Genomic DNA, 21,024 nt, shown 5'->3' on the forward strand with positions numbered 1-21,024 from the left:
ATGAAATACGTCCCCATACGAAGCTAACCACAAAAATAAGAGACGTGACCTACATCAAGGAAACGTAAAAGTTTTGTCAGGTGGGCAGAAAGTCGTTCCTGCTGATCGCGACTGGGTGCTACTTTTAATGCCTCGAAGGGTCAATGCAACTGATCCGTCCCCTTCCCATTGGAGCTGATGCTAGCGCTCAATTGAATAAGGTGGCCGCATGAGTAAAGTCACGTTCCCCAACGCTTGCCAGCTGATGCGCTGGCACTTTCACCCCGTTGGTTTCGAAGCCAGCATGGACGCACCCTGCAGTATGATTGCCCGTCTGTTCGATCGAGCCAGTGGTGAAACGGTCATCGCTATCGCCGGTATCCCTTGCGCGACGGTAATGAATGCGACAGATGTCGAGCGAATCATCGAGGCGATCGAGGCTGAGCTGGAGTCGTTCATTCCACCGCGTGTGTTGGGCTTTTTGTAACACCTCGCCCGCGTCTATCTTCGAAAAATGGCTTGTCTCCTGCGATCCGGTCGGATGCCTTGGGAATCGTCGCGTTTTCGTTGCCATTGTTGTCGATGTACCAATAACAGTGACGCACCGCCCGGGTGATAGCCACATAAGCCAGGCGCAGGATTTCGTCTTTTTGTGCAGTGTCGAACGGGGCTGCATCACCCTCCTTGCCCAACCCGGCCATGCGATACACTTGGTTTTTATAGGGAGACTGGGTCAAGTGCTGGCAATCCCCAAGCAGAAACACTGCGTCGGCTTGCAAGCCTTTGGAGCTGTGATAGGTCAGTTGCTTGAAGCGTCTGGACTCGGGTGGCAGTCCAGAATCGTAATTAACCAACACCTGTAACTGCTCGGAAAATCTGGCTTTTTCACTGCTCTTGCGATACAGCAACAGGATGGAATCACCATCGTTGTAGTGCTGAATCAAGCGCTCGGTCAACTCATCATCGTCGCGATCCTGCACGGTGACCGGCAGCAGTTCTTGAACAGCCCCGGCAGCTTTGGCCTTCTTGCCCGCAATCGACGGCGCGGCGCGGACGATATGCTCGGCCGCATCAATGATGTGCTGATGGCTACGGAAGTTGTCGCTGAGCATCACCTTGGTGGTGGACGGCGATGAGAACTCTTTGGTGAACTCCATGAAGTATTTCGGTGAGCTACCGCGCCACCCATAGATGGACTGCCAATCATCACCGACACACAACAAGGAAGATCGCTGCGCGTTACGCCCGACGTGCATTGATGGGCCACGGCTGCGAATCTCCCGCAGACTGGCGCGAATCCAGGAGACGATTTGCGGAGAAACGTCCTGGAATTCGTCGATCATCAGGTGCGACAGCGGCCTGAGCAGTTCATCGCTGACGAGCTTGAGGTTCTCCGGTGAAGTCTCCCCAAACAGCGCAAACATCCTGTTGTACGTCATCACCGGTGGGGTCTGAGCGAGCAGGTGCGTTTCGAAGGCTTTCCAGAACAGACTCAAGGCTTCAAAGAAAAAGCGGTCAGGGTCGTTGTCGGCGAAACTCATCTGCGCGACGGCGGCAGGAACGTCCAGCCCCAGGTTTTCGATGAAGCTGGCAGCCGTAACGAAACCATCCAGCACAGGCGCGGCGCTCAGCTCGCCCTTCACCTTGTAATCGAAACCTGGGCCTGCGACCGCTGACCCTGCCAATGACTGTAAAACCCGTTTCGCGGCTTCATAGTTCTCCAGCCAAATCACAGGCTTGCGACAGAAAGCTTGAAACAGGGTGCGCTTGATCACCCATTCGGCCCAGATCGGCAACTTGGCCGCTGAACGCTTCATCTGTTGGTTTTCCGAGGGATCGAAACCCAGTACAACCCAGGCATCCAGCTCGGCAATGTAGCCATGAAAATGAAAGGGAAAACCATTGATTTCAACGGTTTGCCGCATGGGCTCAATGCCCTTTATAGGCCATGCTTTGGCACGAAACCACAGGTCCTCCAGGGTGTCGCACAGCTCTTCATCGCGCTTGGCCGACAACTCGGTCACAGTCATGCGTTTTTGCACGTCGGGATGATCGCGGTCCAGCTCTTTGAGCTGCAACGCATGGCGATACAACGGCGCCATGACCTCGCGAAACCGCTCGTTACTCGCATACAGATCGCGATAGCAGAGATTCAGTTGCTGACGTTGCGCGTCGTTGATTCGCAAATCGAACGGATTGCTGTCTGCGCCGTCTTCCACCCCACCCACTGCTGCTTGATTGCTCAGGTTCTCGAAGGCACGTAACTGGCTGAAACCCGGCAGGCTGCGTACCAGCGGCAGGATGCGCGAATGAAAGGTGCGCACCAGGTCGCGGCCTTCTTTGAGGCTCAGGCTATGGCCCCATAGCGCCATGATCTGGATGAGCTTGTTAATGAAGTCCTTGCGCGACTCGCGCGTGAACGTCACCACCGTCATGGAACTGAGTTCAAAACCAAGGTAATGGCTCAGCAGCAGAATACGCAGCACCAGCGATGTGGACTTACCCGCACCGGCTCCGGCGATGACATAAGTAGAGGGCGTGTCACTGAAAATCATCTTCCATTGTGCGGCGCTGGGCTGGGCGTGGCTGGGCAGTTTCAAAGCGACATCGGCTTTGATACGCTTTTTAAGGTCTGCAGTGAGCGCCAGGCGCCAGTCATCGAACAGATGATCGTCGATGCGCGGGCCACGGTGCTCGGTGGGGCGGGTGTCACGAATCAGCAACACCTGCTGACTGTCCTCTGCCGCGTCGAGCCGACCTTCTGCGTAACCTTCGTTCATGCCTTCAGCGTGACCAATGAGGTAGCCATCGGCATGCCCTTGTAACCAGGACGGCACGTGCTGCGAGCGCAAGCCCGTCAGACCGCGGCCAATGAGGCGTGCCAGCAGGCGTTTGAGAAAGGGTAATTGTTCCGGCGATGACAGATCGGCAGGCAGTTTATGCGGCACGCAGGCTCCAGGTGTCAGCTTGTGAGCGAAGAAGCACCTATGGTGGCCGGATTCGCTGGTGAGTTCTAGTGAAATGCTTTGCCATCAGCGCGTTAGCCGATCAACTGCAGGTGCAATCGAAATAAAAGCCAATGAAGCAGGGATTTTATTTATCTAATAAATAGATTGTTTTGGTGCGATTTTTCCGCTTATTTTCGATGAATAATTGATAGATGATGCTCGCCATCACCCATTGATCTATCGTTCAGCAGTACTGATGCGAACAGCCCGGTTCTGCTTTGGAGGCCACAATCATGCTCGAATTAAGACCCTTTGACACGTTGGGCGGCGCAAACCATGGCTGGCTGAACGCTCATCATCACTTCTCGTTCGCTGAGTATTACGACCCTAAACGGATGAACTGGGGTCAATTGCGGGTATGGAACGATGACGTGATCGCATCAGGGACCGGTTTTCCGAAGCACCCTCACCGAGACATGGAAATCATCACGTACGTTCGTGAAGGCGCAATCACCCACGAAGATAATCTGGGTAACAAAGGTCGCACTGAGGCGGGTGATGTTCAAGTCATGAGCGCCGGGACCGGTATCGCCCACAGTGAATACAACATGGAGTCGACCGAGACCAAGATCTTTCAGATCTGGATTGTGCCTGATGAGACTGGTTCTGCGCCTTCCTGGGGTGCCAAACCTTTCCCGAAAGGCCAGCGCGAAGGCTTTATCACCCTTGCCAGCGGCAAGGCCGACGATGACCAAAGCCTGCGAATCCGCACCAATGCACGTCTGGTAGCGGCCAATCTGAAGGCGGGTGAAACTGCGGAGTACCGTTTGGACGCGGGTCGCCGCGCCTATCTGGTTCCGGCCACCGGGGTCATTGAGGTCAACGGTTTACGTGCATCGGCGCGTGATGGCGTTGCTGTTGAGGATGAGCGCGTGCTGCGCGTTACGGCCATTGAGGACAGCGAAGTTATCCTGGTGGACGTGGCCTGATCTAATACAGCGGTAACAAAAAAGGGACGGCAAATGCCGTCCCTTTTTTTTGCGCGGTGGGTCGCCTATCCCTTTGGGAGGCCTCGCCCGCGTCTTCGACGCTGCGCTGTCGCGCAGAAAACCGGGTTGCGATTTGTGTGTGTCGTGATCAGTGATGGCGTGCCAGATAAGACGCCTTCGTGAATAAATTCACTCCCACGGGGATCTTGATTTACCTTTGGTTTTTGAGTGAATTGACTGCCGAATTACGGCAAGGCCCCTTTTCCAGAAGGCCGAGCGCAGGGGGTAACGAGGCAGGACGCCGAGTTAGCCGCACGGGGCCAGGGATGGCCCCTTGCGGCGACCCCCGGAGCAACGCCGGAGCGAGGGAAATCTGAGCTTTAGCGAGGATCCGTATGGTGGGGCAAGCGTTTTGGCGGGACCTTTTTGCGGTTCGGCGTCCCGACGTTTGAAAAAGGTTCCTCGCTGTAAGAGCGAAACCATAAGTCCAGCGACCATACATGCCGGATATTCACACGAAGCTATGCGCCAAATCATTGTTTTTAAATAATTAAAAAACAGTTGGGTGAGAGCAGGCTTGCAACTACGCGTCCCGCTGCGAAGGCGGTAGGTCAGACACAGGTGGGTTGAACTCAATGGCCTCTTCGCAGGCAAGCCTGCTCCCACAGTTACCTGTGGAAGCAGGCCATGCATCAGCGCGGTGCGATGGCCGCGTCTACCAACACTTGCGCTTCTGCCACCAGACGCTTGAGGTGGTCTTCACCGATAAAGCTCTCAGCGTAGATCTTGTAAATGTCTTCAGTGCCCGAAGGGCGTGCTGCGAACCAGCCGTTCTCGGTCATGACCTTCAAGCCACCAATGGCCTGATCGTTGCCCGGCGCATGGCTGAGAATGCTCTGGATCGTTTCACCCGCCAATTCAGTGGATTTCACTTGGTCGGGCGACAATTTGCTCAGCAGTGCTTTTTGCTCAGGGTTGGCTTTGGCTTCCACGCGGGTAGAGAACGGCTCGCCCAATTCCTGGGTCAGGGCTTGATAGATTTCGCTGGGGTCACGACCTTTACGGGCGGTGATCTCAGCGGCGAGCAAGGCAGGGATCAGGCCGTCCTTGTCGGTGGTCCAGACGCTGCCATCCCGACGCAGGAATGAGGCGCCGGCACTTTCTTCACCGCCAAACCCCAAGGAGCCATCGAACAAGCCGTCGGCGAACCACTTGAAACCCACGGGCACTTCATACAGACGTCGGCCCAGGCGTTTGGCCACGCGGTCGATCATGCCGCTGCTGACCACGGTTTTACCAATGGCGGCGTCAGCGCGCCAGTCGGGACGGTTCTGGAACAGGTAGTCGATGGACACTGCCAGATAGTTGTTGGGTGCCAGCAACCCACCCGTCGGCGTGACGATGCCATGGCGGTCGTGATCCGGGTCGCATGCGAACGCGACTTGGAAACGATCCTTAAGGCCAATCAGGCCCTGCATGGCGAAATTCGAGGACGGGTCCATGCGAATGCGACCATCCCAATCCACGCACATGAAGCGGAACGTTGGATCGACTTGCTGATTGACCACTTCCAGGTTCAGACCGTAGTGCTCGCCGATCGCCGACCAGTAGTGCACCCCTGCTCCGCCCAGCGGGTCCACGCCCAGCCGCAGGTTGGAATCACGGATAGCGTCCATGTCGATGACGTTTTTCAGGTCAGCGACATAGGTGTTGAGGTAGTCGTGGCGGTGAGTGGTGTCTGCACGCAGAGCTTTTTCGTAGCTCATGCGAGTGACGCCCAGCACCTTTTCGGCCAACAGTTCGTTGGCCTTGGCCTCGATCCATTTGGTGATGTGGGTATCTGCCGGACCACCATTGGGCGGGTTGTATTTAAAGCCGCCACTTTCCGGCGGGTTGTGCGATGGGGTGATGACGATACCGTCAGCCAGCCCTGAAGTACGGCCACGGTTGTAGCAAATAATGGCGTGGGAAATCGCCGGAGTCGGTGTGTATTCGTCATTTTCGGCGATCATGACCTGCACGCCGTTGGCCGCCAACACTTCCAGTGCGGTGACACTGGCCGGCGTCGACAAGGCATGGGTATCGGCGCCAAGGAACAGCGGACCATCGATGCCGTTGATTTGACGGTACAGGCAGATAGCCTGACTGATGGCCAGAACATGCCATTCGTTGAAGCTCAGTTCAAAAGAACTGCCGCGGTGGCCAGACGTGCCAAACGCAACGCGCTGGGTGGAAACCGATGCGTCAGGTTGGCCGGTGTAATAGGCCGTCACCAGTCGCGGAAGATCGACCAAGAGTTCTGCTGGCGCTGGTTTGCCGGCAAATGGACTGAGACTCATACGAAACCTCCATGGATGGAAGAAAACAAAAAAGGAACAGGTTCTGTGTGTAACACCCCCGACAGAGGCAGGGGCGCCATGAGGCGGCAGTTTACTGGCAGTTGGACCGCGACGCGATGCTATCTATCCGTAAGGCCTTGAACGTTTTAAAGCTGCCACCAGGTGGGTAGCAGGTTTTGTACCTTGCGCTCGGCGAAACGGTCATCGATCAGCATCACCACCCCACGATCGTCTTGACCACGAATCACCCGGCCAGCGGCTTGTACAACTTTTTGCAGACCGGGATATAGATAGGTGTAGTCGTATCCAGCACCGAACAGCGTGGCCATTCGCTGTTTGAGTTGTTCATTCACCGGGTTCATCTGGGCCAAACCCAGCGTGGCGATGAATGCACCGATCAATCGCGCGCCCGGCAGGTCAATGCCTTCGCCAAAAGCCCCGCCCAGCACCGCAAATCCGATGCCCTGGCTGCTCAAGGTGAATTGATCGAGGAACGCCTGCCGCTCGCTTTCAGGCATGCCGCGCGATTGCTGCCACAGCCGGATCTGCGGATGCCGTTTGTACATCAGCTCAGCAACCTGTTGCAGATAGTCGAAGCTGCTGAAGAAGGCCAGGTAATTGCCCGGCCGCGCCTGAAATTGCTCGGTCATCAACTCGACGATGGGCGCCAGTGACGCCTGTCGATGGGTGAATCGGGTGGATATCTGACTGACGATACGCACGTCCAGCTGTTCCCGGGAGAACGGCGACTCAACATCAACCCACGCGGTATTGCCTGGCAGACCGAGCAGGTCAGCGTAGTAACGGCGAGGATTCAAGGTCGCGGAAAACAGCACAGTGCTGCGCGCCGCCGTGAGACGCGGGCGAATGAAGCCTGCTGGCACTACGTTGCGCAGGCTAAGACACGACAGGCTGCGTTTGCCATCCCGTTCGCGCTTGCTGATATCGAACACAAAATGCTCATCAAACAACTCGGCTATCCGCGCAAACTGGATCGCGTCGAAATAAAAGCTCTGCAAGGCGCCATCGACGGCGTGGGGATGCTCATTGAAGTAGTCGCCTATAGCGGCCACACATAGGCTCAGACTTTGCAGAAACCGGGCGGGGGTAACGGGATAGGCCTGATAACCCAGCGTCTGATCCTTGTGCAACGCATTCCACTCTCGATTGAGCCGTTGCAGGGATTTCTTCAGCACCTCAGGTGCAGCGTTGCGAATAGCGTTCATGCTTTGTTGATCAAGGCTGGCGCTGTACATCTGTCGCGTGCGCTCGACCATGTTGTGCGCCTCGTCCACCAACACGGCCACGCGCCACTGGTTGAGCTGACTGAGGCCGAACAGCAAGGCGCTGAGATCGAAATAATAGTTGTAGTCTGCGACCACCACGTCTGCCCAGCGCGCCAGCTCCTGACTCAAGTAATACGGGCAAACCTGGTGCTGACGGGCGACTTCACGCACGCCGGCTTGATCGAACCATGGATTGTCCATTGCGGCGCTGCGTGCTGCCGGCAATCGATCATAGAAGCCCTTGGCCAGAGGACAGGAATCGCCGTTGCACGCCTTGTCCGGGTATTCACAGGCTTTTTCCCGGGCCACCATTTCCAGCACACGCAGCGTCAGAGTTGGCGCGCTGTGGCGAATGACGCTCAAGGCGTCCAATGCCAGCTTGCGCCCTGGGGTCTTGGCCGTCAGGAAGAACACTTTGTCGAGTTTTTGCCCGGGGGCCGCCTTGAGCATCGGAAACAAGGTACCTACCGTCTTGCCGATGCCAGTGGGTGCCTGGGCCATCAGACAACAGCCCGTGCTGACCGCTTTGTAGACCGACTCCGCCAACACCCGTTGGCCGGTACGAAAGCCCGCATGCGGGAACTGCAGCGCGTTCAAGGCTTTGTTGCGGGCGTGAGTATGGGTCATTTCCTGCTGGGCCCATTGCAGGAAAATCGCGCATTGCTCGTTGAAGAACCCTTGGAGCGTGGTCGCCGTATAGCGTTCGCGAAACAGGGTTTCCTGCTCGCTGACGATATTGAAATAGACCAACGCCAGCGTGACGTCACCCAGCTTCATCTGCTGGCAGAGTAGCCAGCCATAGATTTTTGCTTGCGCCCAGTGCAGTTGCCGGTGGTTCGCCGGCATGGCGCTCAAGTCACCTCGGTAGGTTTTTACTTCTTCAAGTTGATTGAGCAGCGGATCGTAACCGTCCGCCCTGCCCCGGACCTTCAGTCGTAGATAATCACCACTGAGTGCCACTTCAGCTTGATAAGCCTCACCGCGACGGGCAACCACCGTACGGTGACCGGCCATGCCTTCCAGTGCTGTGGGCGATGGCGTAAACCGCAAGTCGAGGTCGCCCACCTTGGCCGTGAACTCGCACAGGGCGCGCACGGCCACCCCGTAGCTTGGATCATCATGGAGAGAATCATGGACAGGATCGAGGGTCACTGGAGAGGCCAAGCCGTTTTAGCGCCGGTACTGGATGGGCGTACAGATACCAGCTATGGCCCAACTCTGGCAAACACAATTGGATCAGTGGCCCGCCCGACGGCTATAGGATTACAGCCGCTCTTGGCGTAACACGTCATCCAGCGTGTCCAGCGCCGTGCCAATATCCTGATTCCAATCAAAGGCGAAGCTGATCCGCAGGTTTTGCTGATGCAGGCCTTGCAGGCTGAATATCTCGCCAGGCGCGATAAATATCCGTTTTTTGAGCAGCCGGTCGAACACCCGGCGCATGTCCACCGGCCGCACGCATTCGGCCCAGATTGCAGCGCCGCCTCCGGGCAGGTTGAAACGCAGGCTTGCCCCCGCACGCTGCTGCAGCATACCGGCCAGGGTGAGCATGCGATCCTTCAAAAGGCGGCGCAGCCCGGTAATGTGTTGATCAATGCGTCCTGAGCTGTAAAGGCGCGCAATGGCTTTCTGGCGAATGGGCGGCAGGCAGAAGGAGCGCACCAGAAAATGTCGTTGCAACTCGGCACTGAAATGCTTGCACAGCAGATACCCATAAGGCGCTTCAGGGCCGATGATCTTGTCGAAGGCGGAAAACACCAACAAGCGTTCCGGGTCGATCCAGTCCCGCAATCGGCTCGCCGGTTGCTCGAAACACAGCTCGCCATGGGTGTCATTTTCCAGCACCCAGGTGCCGCCAAGGTTCAGTCGATCCGCCAGCCGCTTGCGGTTATCCAATTGCATCAGGCTGCCTTGCGTCGAGCTAACGACTGACGCCAGGACTGCCAGGCCGATGTCCTCCTGAAACAGTATTTGCTCGAGCCAAGGCAGATCCACGCAACCGTCATTGTCTAGCGGCATCTCGATCACGCGGATATCGAACGATTGCAGCAAGCGCAATATCGTCCAGGAGCAAGGCGATTCCACCAGCACCGTACCGCCCCGAAGCCCAAGTGCATCAAGGACTATTTTCAGCACCCCACGCAGATCCGCCCCGACATAGACGTTGTCTGGATGCCAGCAATGCTGTGCACACGTGGTGTAGCGCGCGGCCAATACCGTGCGTAACTCGAGTTCACCGAAGGGCTGGAACTGTAGATTTGGCTGGCGTGGGTAGTGACGAATCAATTCGCGTTCGAGCATCAACAATCGGTTCTCAAGCGACAACAGTATCGTCGGCTCATCATTGCTGAGTACGAACATGCCCGGGCGGTGGGCATTGGCGTAGAGCTTTTCAACCAGATCTTCATCATTGCAGGCCAGTTGTCCACTGGGGCATGACGTCAGACAGGGCAATGCGAAGTAGCCTGATTTGGGAACGGAGCGGACTCGGCCCTCTTTTTCCAACAAGCAATAGGCGTACTGAACGGTTGATATGGATACCTTCAAGCGCCTGGCCAAGTCCCGCAATGACGGTAGCTTGGTTGTGTACCCGCTGTGTACCTCGCCGATCAGCCGGTTGAGGTAGCGATACACTGCCTGATAAGCAAAGCTGGAGGTGCTGTCTTTCATAAGCTGTAACCCATCCATGCGTGAACGCCGACCCAGGGAATATGCGCGAGCCCATAGCAACTGCCGCTCAATCTCTGGCAGCAGCTATGAGCAGAAGGATCACGCTTAGCGCCCAGACACTATTTCGGCCATGGGCTGGCCCGTCATTGGGTCGATGGTCATGATGCGATGCTTGTCCGGGTCGCTGGCGCGAACCTTGGCGATCAGTGATGTCTGATCGTCGAAATTCACCCTTTTTTTGCGGTAAAGGTTTTGCAGCCCGACTTTGTTCAACCCACTGATATCGATCAACCATTGCATGACTTGTTCTGGGACTTGCAGCCCCATTAATGCCTTGTGCAGATCAGGCAGTGCGACCAGCATCCCAGGATGGCAACGGCGCAGGAACGCTTCCAGGCTACGGCCCGAATCCACGAATGGGGCGAACAACAGGCACACCAACTGCGTGTCGTTCAGACCAAATGCTTCCTGTGCGTACGCCGATGAAAGTACGCGACGCCTCTCGATGTTTTCGCTGCCGTCGTAGGCAGCCATGGCTCGTTCGATCAATCGTTCGGGCATTTTTTTCTTGTGCATCAACCCTTTTGCCAGCTCCAGATACTCGGTGATTCCTTCCTGGTAGCTACCACCGCGAACATAGTGGGCCTGTAAGCCACGCATGTGCGCCATCAACATGGGGTTGGCGCAATCAGACTCGCTGAAGCTGAACGCAAGATCATCGAACTGGAACCCCAGGAACTCGGTCAGCAAGGGCCAATGGGCATCAGCTGTGCAACTGACCAGATCGAAAATAGTGATGAACGCAGGGACGATGGATTTGTTGGGGTACGCAAGGGTGCGACCAACAGGTTCTTCGCCCTCTTCATAGAGCTCGCGATAATAAACGTGACCGATACTGTTCAGGGTCTTGAGCACGCCATTGAAGCTCTGATTGCGCAAGTCTGATGCAGGGACCTCTAATTTTTGGGCCAGGCGCATGATCCACGTCGCATATTGCTTTTGCTCCTTGCGCGAATCGCCGCTGACCACCGCGTCGATTCCAGTGCCCCAGCACGCAGCAAGCCCAAAAAAATCGGCCAACCCCAAATAACAGCTATTGCAGAAGGTCGAACGGGCATCGCCCGCGGTCATGTGGCCAGTCAATAACATGTCAGAACGATTGTGCTCGCGCCCCACCGTGGAAAACGGCAAGTCATAACGAAAGGGACGAATCTGCTGTTGGTCGACCATCAATACTTCGACGCGCGGGTCGTCATAGAGAAACAACGCCGAATAGCTGCGATGTATATTGCCCATCACTTCCGACGTTATGCCAGCGTGACGCATGGTGGCGATTCGCAGATTGAAGGTCGCGGGTGACCTGCCAGCGATACTCAACTGCGCAGCCCGCAGGAACGCAACGGTATAGGCGCTGTCTTTACCTCCGCTGAAAGCAATCATCACTTTGAAGCTTCCGATACGCTCGATGCCACCCGCCGCTACGATCAGACGCTGGATCAGCAGTTGCAACGCCGTCCGCTCAGCGCGGGTGAAGTAACTGAGCAACCGCTGCAATACCTGCTGGTACACATAGTTCATTGCCTGCTCATGAATCGAACTCATAACGCGACACCTGAAAAATGAAGGGTCACATAGCCGATATAACTGAGGGAACTGACGCCCCCGCCAATCATGATGTCAACCTGAGGTTTGTTAGTCGATGAAGAGCTGGAAAAATAGTGTTGTTCTACCATGACTCATTCCTTGAGCAATAATTACCGATGTATTATCAGTATCTTTTGATTAATTACAAGACACAGATCGACGGTAAAAAGCAGCGCAATTCAAAGGATGACAAGAGGGGCTAAGCAATAAACATGCACGTTTAAAATTGCAGTCTTATAACCATGACTTCATACGAAATGACAAAGCTTATGATCGTACGAAAGCAAGGGGAGGCAGGCGCTGAGACCCACGTAACCCGCGCCGCTCAGGGCGGTGATGGATGGCCGGAATCAGGCTTGATACGCTCTGAATGTTGTATCCCTGCGCGCATCAGGAAAGGCCACTTATCGCGCCCGTATTATAAATAAGAGTTACACCTTGCGGGGGGGGGGGGGGGGGGGGGGGGGGGGGGGGGGGGGGAGCTCAGCATTTAAACAGCTATAAACTGCACGCGTTCGTAGTAAACATTGTCCTACGCTGTCGCGCCAAGTTAATCGAGTCGAACGTATAATAACTGTCGCGCGGAAGCCCGCTTTTGGCCGGCGCCTTAACAGTGGCGCCGAAGTGACTAACACTAAACGTTTGTGTTTAAACAGGCTCGACTTTCAATACGGCCCGACCGCCGATTGGACAACCGTCCATATAGCGGTGAGCCTGAACGACTTCGGCGAAGGGGAATACCCGGGTCATCTGTGGCAACAAGACCCGATCAGCCGTCATCTGGTTTATATCACGCAGCGCACGTTGTACCGCTGCTTCGTCCTGAGTGATGCCCAGCTCCGGCTTGCCGGTGAAATTACCCAGGCAATGCACGAAGAACTGTATGTTTTTCTGGAACGCGGCGCACGCCGGAAACGGAGTCTGATTACCCCCTTGCAAGCCATAAAGCACAAGGCGGCCGCGCGGTGCCAGAACGTCGCCGAGAATCGACATCTGCGGACCACCCAAACCATCGAGGACCACATCAACACCGTGGTTACTGGTGTATTTGTTGATGGACATCAACAGGTCCTGCTCCTCAGTGACGATGACTTTATCAGCGCCCAGGGACAGCAGGTAATCGCGCTGTTCAGCGGATTTGGTCGCAGCGATGACCTTCACGCCCAAGGCTTTGCCCAACTGCACGAACGCAGGACCTGCACAGTGACTGGCATCCGTCACCAGCGCGGTCTGCCCTGGCTTGATATGTGCCAGATCGACATAAGCAAAGTACGCCATCAGCAGTGGCGTGTAATGCACGCTGGCTTCGATCGGGCTCAGCACCTCCGGATAGCGGGTCAAGGCCAGGCGTGGCAACACGATCGATTCGCCATAGACTGGATAATCGTTAGGGCTGACCGCAGGAAAGCTGGCGACCTTGTCTCCGACTGCCAGGTCATGAACGCCTTCACCGACAGCAGACACCACCCCCGCCATTTCATGACCAATGCCAGCAGGCAGCCGAGCGTGCGATGGCGCCAGATTTTGCCGCCAGAGAACGTCATACCAGCTGATACCAATCGCTTCGACGCGCACTTGCACCTCACCGGGTGCCGGTTGCGCAGCAGGATGCTCCTCAAGCTTGAGGACCTCGGCTGGACCAAACTGATGAAAACGGATCGTGCGGGACATTTCAAACCTCGCCTCATGGACCTTTAATGGCATGAACTCTATCCGGGCTTTACCCGGAACACTACCAGTGGCTATTGATAGTCGACATGCTTGCCATCGATTCTGCTGCTCCTCTGCGCCGCACATCCGTTAGCAGATAGCGGGCGAATACGCGTCCTTTCCGGGCGGCATTGTTCGCACCTGAGCGCGACATTGCAACCCACCCGCACACCTCGACTGCGCCGGCGCCGTTTTCCTTGGGTCGCCAATAGCGCCCGGCGTTCCACAATCGTTTTTTATCGTGACCCTCATGGATATCGATGATTAATGCACTGACGTTGAATTTACCGATGCAGAACGTTACTGATTCCCCGTACTATTCCTAGCGCGATTTCCCATTCGAACAGCGGTGCTTGAATGGACAGACCGCACGCCTCAGTGCTGGCATGGACCATCGCATCGACAAACGGCCCGAGATCATCTTTCATGAATCGCAATGACCTGCGTCGCGTCGACCTCAACCTGCTTATCGTCTTCGAAACATTGATGCATGAGCGAAGCGTCACTCGTGCTGCAGAAAAGCTGTTTCTGGGTCAACCGGCCATCAGTGCGGCGCTCTCACGCCTGCGCGGCCTGTTCGATGACCCTTTATTTGTGCGCACTGGCCGCAGCATGGAGCCAACAGCGCGCGCGGTAGATATTTTCGCCCTGCTCTCCCCTGCACTCGATTCGATTTCCACCGCCGTCAGCCGTGCTTCGGAATTCGACCCGGCGACCAGCACCGCCGTGTTTCGCATAGGCTTGTCCGACGAGGTGGAGTTTGCTCTGTTACCGTCCTTGCTCAAGCGCCTGCGTTCTGAAGCCCCAGGCATCGTGCTAGTGGTACGGCGGGTCAACTACATCCTCATGCCTGGACTGCTGACCTCCGGCGAAATCTCAATTGGCGTGAGCTACACCACGGATCTGCCCGCCAACGCCAAACGTAAAGTGCTACGCCTTAGCAAAGCGAAATTGTTACGTGCCGACACGGTGCCCGGCCCCCTCAGTCTGGATGACTTCTGTTCGCGTCCTCATGCGTTGGTATCGTTCGCTGGCGATTTGAGCGGCTTCATCGACGAGCATCTGGAGAAAATCGGGCGCAAACGTCATGTCGTGCTGGCAGTCCCGCAGTTCAACGGTCTGGCCTCGCTCTTGGCCGGCACTGACATCGTGGCGACTGTCCCTGACTACGCGGCGGATGTGCTGGCTGCTGCAGGCGGCGTACGCGCCGAAGACGTGCCGATTGAAACGCGCAGCTTCGAGCTGCACATGGCTTGGCGGGGTTCTCAGGACAATGACCCAGGGGAACGATGGCTGCGTTCGCGAATACAGATGTTCTTTGGTGACCCGGACAGCCTGAACTAGAGCCTTATCGCCGGTCTTATATCATTCCGAATGATATTTACCTTCGGCTCATTCGATTCGTGCAATACAACCCGTCAGAAGAGAATCCGCCAACTTAACGATTTGGCGGATTTTTTCCCATGGCACAGTCATTCAAACATTTGCGCTACCCCTTGGCTGTCCTGGCCGTGGTCGTCATCAGCGCCTGCGGGCGCAGCCCTGCAGCGACCGTGGCCCCGGCAGCAGCAAAAGTTACCGTGGCCAAGGTGCTGGAACAGCCCGTCAACGAATGGGATGAATTCACAGGACGTCTGGAAGCGCCAGAAACGGTTGAGATCCGCCCTCGGGTTTCTGGTCAGATTGATCAGGTCGTTTTCACCGAAGGCGCATTGGTCAAAAAAGGCGACCTGTTATTCCAGATAGATCCTCGTCCATTCCAGGCTGAAGTTCGTCGCCTCGAAGCCCAGCTGCAACAAGCTCGCGCCACCGCGACGCGCAGCGGCAATGAAGCACAGCGCGGTCAACGGCTGTTGACCAGCAATGCTATTTCCGCCGAGCTCGCCGACTCGCGCAGCAGTGCCGCCCAAGAAGCCAAAGCTGGCGTTGATGCCATTCAGGCGCAACTGGATCTGGCAAAACTTAACCTGAGCTTCACCCGCGTGACGTCGCCAATCAGTGGCCGCGTCAGCCGTGCCGAGATCACCGCTGGCAACATTGTTACTGCGGATGTCTCGCCGCTGACCAGCGTGGTGTCTACCGACAAGGTTTATGCGTACTTCGACGCCGATGAGCGGGTTTATCTGAAATACACTGAATTGGCTCGTAAAGGCCAACGCGGCCAGAGCACGCCGGTCTACCTCGGTTTGTCGAATGAAAGCGACAATCCACATCAGGGCCAAATGAATTTCGTAGACAACCAGGTCAACCCGAAAACCGGCACCATCCGTGGCCGTGCGGTCTTCGACAACACCGACGGCCAATTCACCCCTGGCCTGTACGCACGTCTCAAGCTGGTGGGTAGCGCTACTTACTCTGCCGTGCTGATCAATGACGAAGCGGTCGGCACCGACCTGGGCAAAAAATTCGTGTTGGTCATGGGGGCCGACAATAAGCCGGCATACCGCAACGTGGAGCTCGGTCCGAAACTCGAAGGTTTGCGCATCGTGCGTACCGGCCTGAGCAAGGACGACGCCATCGTGGTCAAGGGCCTGCAACGGGTACGTCCGGGGCAAGTGGTCGACCCTGAAACAGCCCCGATGGCCAGCGCCGACACCCTCGCCGCTTTGCAAAAACAACGCCAGGCACTCGAAGCCAGCAATCTGCAGCACGTCGAGCCCAAGCTTGCGGCCAAACTTGCCAGCACTGCTTCGCCACGCGGTTAAGGGACAACTCCAATGAATTTTTCTCAATTCTTTATTTCGCGACCGATCTTTGCGGCGGTGTTATCGCTGCTGATCCTGATCGCTGGCGCCATCTCACTGTTCCAGCTGCCGATCAGTGAGTACCCCGAAGTCGTGCCACCCACCGTCGTGGTACGTGCGAACTTCCCGGGCGCGAACCCCAAGGTCATCGGTGAAACCGTGGCTGCACCTCTTGAACAGGCCATTACCGGCGTCGAGAACATGCTCTACATGTCCTCGCAGTCCACGGCTGACGGCAAAATCACCCTGACCATCACCTTCGCGCTAGGCACTGACCTGGATAACGCTCAGGTGCAGGTGCAAAACCGTGTGACCCGGACCGAGCCCAAGCTGCCCGAAGAAGTGACGCGTATTGGTATCACCGTGGACAAGGCCTCTCCCGACCTGACCATGGTGGTGCATTTGACCTCACCGGACAAACGCTACGACATGCTCTACCTGTCCAACTACGCCTTGCTCAATATCAAGGATGAGCTGGCGCGTCTGGGCGGTGTCGGTGACGTGCAGTTGTTCGGTATGGGGGACTACTCGCTGCGGGTTTGGCTCGATCCGAACAAGGTCGCTTCTCGCAACCTGACTGCGACTGACGTCGTGAATGCGATTCGTGAACAAAACCGTCAGGTCGCTGCAGGCTCTTTAGGCTCGCCACCTGCGCCAGGTGCCACCAGTTTCCAGATGTCGGTGAACACTCAAGGTCGCCTGGTCAGTGAGGAAGAGTTCGAAAACATCATCATTCGTTCCGGCGCCAATGGTGAAATCACTCGCCTCAAGGACATCGCCCGGATCGAGCTCGGCTCCAGCCAGTACGCATTGCGTTCCCTGTTGAACAACCAGCCTGCGGTGGCGATTCCGATCTTCCAGCGCCCTGGTTCCAATGCCATCGATATCTCCAACGAAGTTCGCGCCAAAATGGCCGAGCTGAAGAAGAGTTTCCCTGAAGGCATGGACTTCTCGATTGTCTATGACCCGACGATTTTCGTGCGCGGCTCCATCGAAGCAGTGGTTCACACGCTGTTCGAAGCGCTGATCCTGGTCGTCTTGGTGGTGATCCTGTTCCTGCAGACCTGGCGCGCTTCGATCATCCCCCTGGTGGCCGTTCCGGTTTCGCTGATCGGTACGTTTGCCGTTATGCACCTGTTCGGTTTCTCGCTCAACGCACTGTCACTGTTCGGCCTGGTACTGGCCATCGGTATCGTGGTGGATGACGCCATCGTGGTGGTGGAGAACGTCGAGCGAAACATTGGGCTAGGGTTGACCCCCGTCGAGGCCACCAAACGGGCCATGCGCGAAGTTACCGGACCGATCATTGCCACCGCGCTGGTGCTGTGTGCAGTGTTCGTCCCGGCGGGATTCATCTCTGGCTTGACCGGGCAGTTCTATAAACAGTTCGCCCTGACAATTGCGATCTCCACAGTGATCTCGGCGTTCAACTCCCTGACCTTGTCGCCTGCCCTGTCGGCAGTGTTGCTGAGAAGTCACGATGCACCGAAGGATGCTTTTTCCAGATTCCTCGACAAATTGTTTGGTGGCTGGTTGTTTCGTCCGTTCAACCGCTTCTTCGAAAAAGCCAGTCACGGCTATGTAGGTACCGTAGGCCGGGTTATCCGTGGCAGCGGCATCGCCCTGTTTGTCTACGCGGGCTTGATCGTGATGACCTGGTTCGGTTTTGCCAACACGCCGACCGGCTTCGTCCCTGCGCAAGACAAGCAATACCTGGTGGCCTTCGCTCAACTGCCTGATGCATCAAGCCTGGACCGGACCGAAGATGTGATCAAACGCATGTCTGACATCGCGCTCAAACAACCGGGAGTAGAAAGCGCCGTGGCCTTCCCTGGTCTGTCGATCAACGGTTTCACCAACAGCCCTAACGCCGGCATCGTCTTCGTGACCTTGAAGCCATTCGACGAGCGTAAGGATAAGAGCGAGTCCGCAGGTGCGATTGCCGGTGCCTTGAACGGCAAGTTCAGCGCTATCCAGGAAGCCTATATGGCGATCTTCCCGCCGCCGCCTGTACAAGGACTCGGCACCATCGGTGGCTTCCGCCTGCAAATTGAAGACCGTGGCAACCTGGGTTACGAAGAGCTGTACAAAGAAACCCAGAACATCATCAACAAAAGCCACAGCGTGCCGGAACTGGCCGGGTTGTTCACCAGCTACACGGTCAACGTGCCACAGGTCGATGCCGCTATCGACCGTGAAAAAGCCAAAACTCACGGTGTAGCGATCTCGGACATCTTCGACACCCTGCAGATCTACCTGGGCTCGCTGTATGCCAACGACTTCAACCGTTTTGGCCGTACCTATCAAGTCAACGTTCAGGCTGAACAGCAGTTCCGCCTGGAGGCTGAGCAGATTGGCCAACTCAAAGTGCGCAACAACCTGGGCGAGATGATCCCGTTGGCGACGTTCATCAAGGTCAGCGATACCTCGGGGCCTGATCGTGTCATGCACTACAACGGCTTCATCACCGCTGAAATCAACGGCGCAGCTGCGCCTGGCTACAGCTCTGGGCAAGCGCAGAGCGCGGTTGAAAAGCTGCTCAAGGACGAGTTGCCTAATGGCATGACCTACGAGTGGACCGACCTGACTTATCAGCAGATTTTGTCCGGCAACACTGCACTGTTGGTCTTCCCGCTCTGTGTGCTGCTGGCGTTCCTGGTGTTGGCCGCGCTGTATGAAAGCTGGAGCCTGCCCCTGGCGGTGATCCTGATCGTACCCATGACGCTGCTGTCAGCCATCGTCGGGGTGATCATTGCCGGTAGCGACAACAACATCTTCACCCAGATTGGCTTGATCGTATTGGTGGGCCTGGCCTGCAAGAACGCGATCCTGATCGTCGAGTTCGCCAAGGACAAGCAGGACGAAGGCATGACGCCGTTGGCTGCAGTACTGGAAGCCTGTCGTCTGCGTCTGCGTCCGATTCTGATGACCTCCTTCGCCTTCATCATGGGTGTTGTGCCTCTGGTCTTGTCGAGTGGTGCCGGTGCCGAAATGCGTCATGCCATGGGCGTGGCGGTGTTCTCCGGGATGCTCGGGGTGACGTTCTTCGGCCTGCTACTGACACCGGTGTTCTACGTGCTGATCCGTAACTATGTGGGACGCAAACAGGCTCTCAAAGCTGACAAGGCCCTGACGCTGGAGGCGCAACAATGAGCGTGAAACTCTTTCTCCCAAGCCTTCTGGTGCTTGCCCTTTCGGCGTGCGCTGTTGGCCCGGACTATAAAGCCCCCGACACCGCACCGGCCAAGGTCGAGTCAGCAGCACAAGGCAACTACGACCGCAGCCACGTTGAAACCCTGTGGTGGCAACAGTTCGATGATCCGATCCTCAACCAACTGGTGGCTCAGTCGTTGACCGGCAACCGTGAGTTGCGCGTGGCTTTCGCCCGTTTGAAGGCTGCACGAGCCATTCGTGATGAGACCAGCGTCAAAGAAATGCCGGTGATCACCAGCCGCGCCAGCAGCGACTTGGGCAAGGGGCAGATTCCCGGTCAAACCACACAGCGAGTCAACACCGAGCGTTATGACCTCGGGCTGGACATGGCCTGGGAAATAGACCTGTTCGGTCGTATCCAGCGCGAACTGGAGGCCAGCACCGCCGATCAGGATGTAGCCGAAGCCAATCTTTATCAGCTTCAGGTCACCATGACCGCAGAGCTGGTCGATGCTTACGGGCAGCTGCGCGGCGCGCAACTGCGCGAAGGCATCGCCAGGGCCAACCTGAAGAACCAGCAGGATTCACGCACCGTTACGGTGAATTTGCGTGAAGCCGGCGTCGGTAACGAGCTGGACGTGGTGCGGGCCGATGCCCGACTGGCCGCAGTCGAAGCCACTGTGCCGCAACTGCAAGCGGAGCAAGTGCGCCAGCGCAATCGCATCGCCACGCTGCTGGGCGAACGTCCAGAGGCGCTGACCATCGACCTGAGCCCGGCTAAATTACCGGCCATTGCCAAAGCGTTGCCGATTGGTGATCCGACTGAGCTGCTGCGCCATCGTCCCGACGTGCGCAGCGCCGAGCGCCAATTAGCGGCTGCCACCGCGCGCATAGGGGTCGCGACTGCGGACCTGTTCCCACGGGTCAGCCTCAGTGGGTTCCTGGGTTTCACCGCCGGGCGCGGCTCTCAACTAGGCTCGTCGGCAGCGCAAGCCTGGTCGCTTGGCCCAAGCATTACTTGGGCGGCGTTTGACTTGGGCAGCGTGCGGGCGCGGATTCGTGGTGCCGATGCCCAAGCCGACGGCGCCCTGGCCAACTATGAACAGCAGGTGCTGTTAGCCCTGGAAGAGTCGGAAAACGCCTTCAGCGATTATGGCAAACGCCAGCAACGCTTGATCTCGTTGCTACGTCAAAGCGAAGCCAGTCGCTCGGCTGCGAATTTGGCGTCTATCCAGTACCGCGAGGGCACAGTGGACTTCCTCATACTGCTCGATGCCGAGCGGGAGCGGCTGGCGGCCGAAGATTCTCAGGCCCAGGCCGAGGTCGATATGTACCGTGGGATTGTTGCCATTTACAAAGCATTGGGGGGTGGCTGGCAGCCACAGGCCTGATGCCCTAACCTCTCCATTGGCTGGCGTTCACCGTTAACCTTCAAGCCCCGCTTCCTCTAGTCGCGGGGCTTTTTTGGCGCCTGAAAAACACGTCATCGGCGCTGTCGGGACGATTGCCGTTTGACAGCTGCCAGTCACTCCGTGAAGCTGAAAGCCGTCATGAACTGGATA

General features: G+C 56.9%; 13 protein-coding genes. 6 read left to right on the forward strand and 7 right to left on the reverse strand.

The features are described from left to right. Positions 1–208: 208 nt before the first annotated feature. Entirely contained in the window at positions 209–466 is a 258-nt protein-coding gene (locus AC1ME2_RS00335) for a DUF1652 domain-containing protein (protein WP_480438586.1), read from the forward strand. Here AC1ME2_RS00335 and AC1ME2_RS00340 read toward each other — a convergent pair. Beyond that, a complete protein-coding gene (locus AC1ME2_RS00340) occupies positions 435–2,759 on the reverse strand; it encodes a UvrD-helicase domain-containing protein (protein ID WP_480442390.1) in 2,325 nt (774 codons plus the stop codon). The two genes, AC1ME2_RS00335 and AC1ME2_RS00340, sit on opposite strands and share 32 nt — an antisense overlap. Positions 2,760–3,220: 461 nt before the next feature. Here AC1ME2_RS00340 and AC1ME2_RS00345 point away from each other — a divergent pair, with 461 nt between their 5' ends. Beyond that, complete coding sequence (locus AC1ME2_RS00345) at positions 3,221–3,916, forward strand: pirin family protein (RefSeq protein ID WP_480438588.1); 696 nt, start codon at positions 3,221–3,223, stop codon at positions 3,914–3,916. Between the two features lie 692 nt (positions 3,917–4,608). Here the strand turns inward: AC1ME2_RS00345 and pgm are convergent. The 6 genes from pgm to AC1ME2_RS00375 form a co-directional block, all read right to left on the reverse strand. Then, positions 4,609–6,255: a phosphoglucomutase (alpha-D-glucose-1,6-bisphosphate-dependent) gene (gene pgm / locus AC1ME2_RS00350; RefSeq protein WP_480438590.1), complete on the reverse strand. Its 1,647-nt coding sequence runs from the start codon at positions 6,253–6,255 to the stop codon at positions 4,609–4,611. A gap of 146 nt (positions 6,256–6,401) precedes the next feature. Next, a complete protein-coding gene (locus AC1ME2_RS00355; RefSeq protein ID WP_480442392.1) occupies positions 6,402–8,642 on the reverse strand; it encodes an ATP-dependent DNA helicase in 2,241 nt (746 codons plus the stop codon). Positions 8,643–8,804: 162 nt separating this feature from the next. After that, positions 8,805–10,211: an aminotransferase-like domain-containing protein gene (locus AC1ME2_RS00360; protein ID WP_480438591.1), complete on the reverse strand. Its 1,407-nt coding sequence runs from the start codon at positions 10,209–10,211 to the stop codon at positions 8,805–8,807. Positions 10,212–10,316: 105 nt separating this feature from the next. After that, a complete protein-coding gene (locus AC1ME2_RS00365) occupies positions 10,317–11,813 on the reverse strand; it encodes a hypothetical protein (RefSeq protein WP_480438594.1) in 1,497 nt (498 codons plus the stop codon). 690 nt (positions 11,814–12,503) lie between these two features. After that, positions 12,504–13,526, reverse strand: coding sequence for a zinc-dependent alcohol dehydrogenase family protein (locus tag AC1ME2_RS00370; RefSeq protein ID WP_480438596.1), 1,023 nt, complete (start codon positions 13,524–13,526; stop codon positions 12,504–12,506). Between the two features lie 323 nt (positions 13,527–13,849). Beyond that, positions 13,850–13,993 carry a hypothetical protein gene (locus AC1ME2_RS00375; RefSeq protein WP_480438597.1) on the reverse strand — a complete coding sequence of 48 codons (144 nt, stop codon included), beginning with the start codon at positions 13,991–13,993 and terminating at the stop codon, positions 13,850–13,852. Here AC1ME2_RS00375 and AC1ME2_RS00380 point away from each other — a divergent pair. From AC1ME2_RS00380 to AC1ME2_RS00395, 4 genes are all read left to right on the forward strand, one after another. Beyond that, entirely contained in the window at positions 13,992–14,909 is a 918-nt protein-coding gene (locus tag AC1ME2_RS00380; RefSeq protein ID WP_480438599.1) for a LysR family transcriptional regulator, read from the forward strand. The two genes, AC1ME2_RS00375 and AC1ME2_RS00380, sit on opposite strands and share 2 nt — an antisense overlap. A 119-nt stretch (positions 14,910–15,028) precedes the next feature. After that, positions 15,029–16,270, forward strand: coding sequence for a multidrug efflux RND transporter periplasmic adaptor subunit MexE (mexE, locus tag AC1ME2_RS00385; protein ID WP_480438600.1), 1,242 nt, complete (start codon positions 15,029–15,031; stop codon positions 16,268–16,270). A 12-nt stretch (positions 16,271–16,282) separates the two neighbouring features. Then, on the forward strand, positions 16,283–19,462 hold the full coding sequence (locus AC1ME2_RS00390; protein ID WP_480438601.1) for an efflux RND transporter permease subunit: 3,180 nt from the start codon (positions 16,283–16,285) through the stop codon (positions 19,460–19,462). Next, positions 19,459–20,853, forward strand: coding sequence for an efflux transporter outer membrane subunit (locus AC1ME2_RS00395; protein ID WP_480438603.1), 1,395 nt, complete (start codon positions 19,459–19,461; stop codon positions 20,851–20,853). The genes AC1ME2_RS00390 and AC1ME2_RS00395 overlap by 4 nt, the downstream gene beginning before the upstream one ends. Positions 20,854–21,024: the final 171 nt, after the last annotated feature.

The organism is Pseudomonas sp. ASL9 (assembly GCF_056680335.1).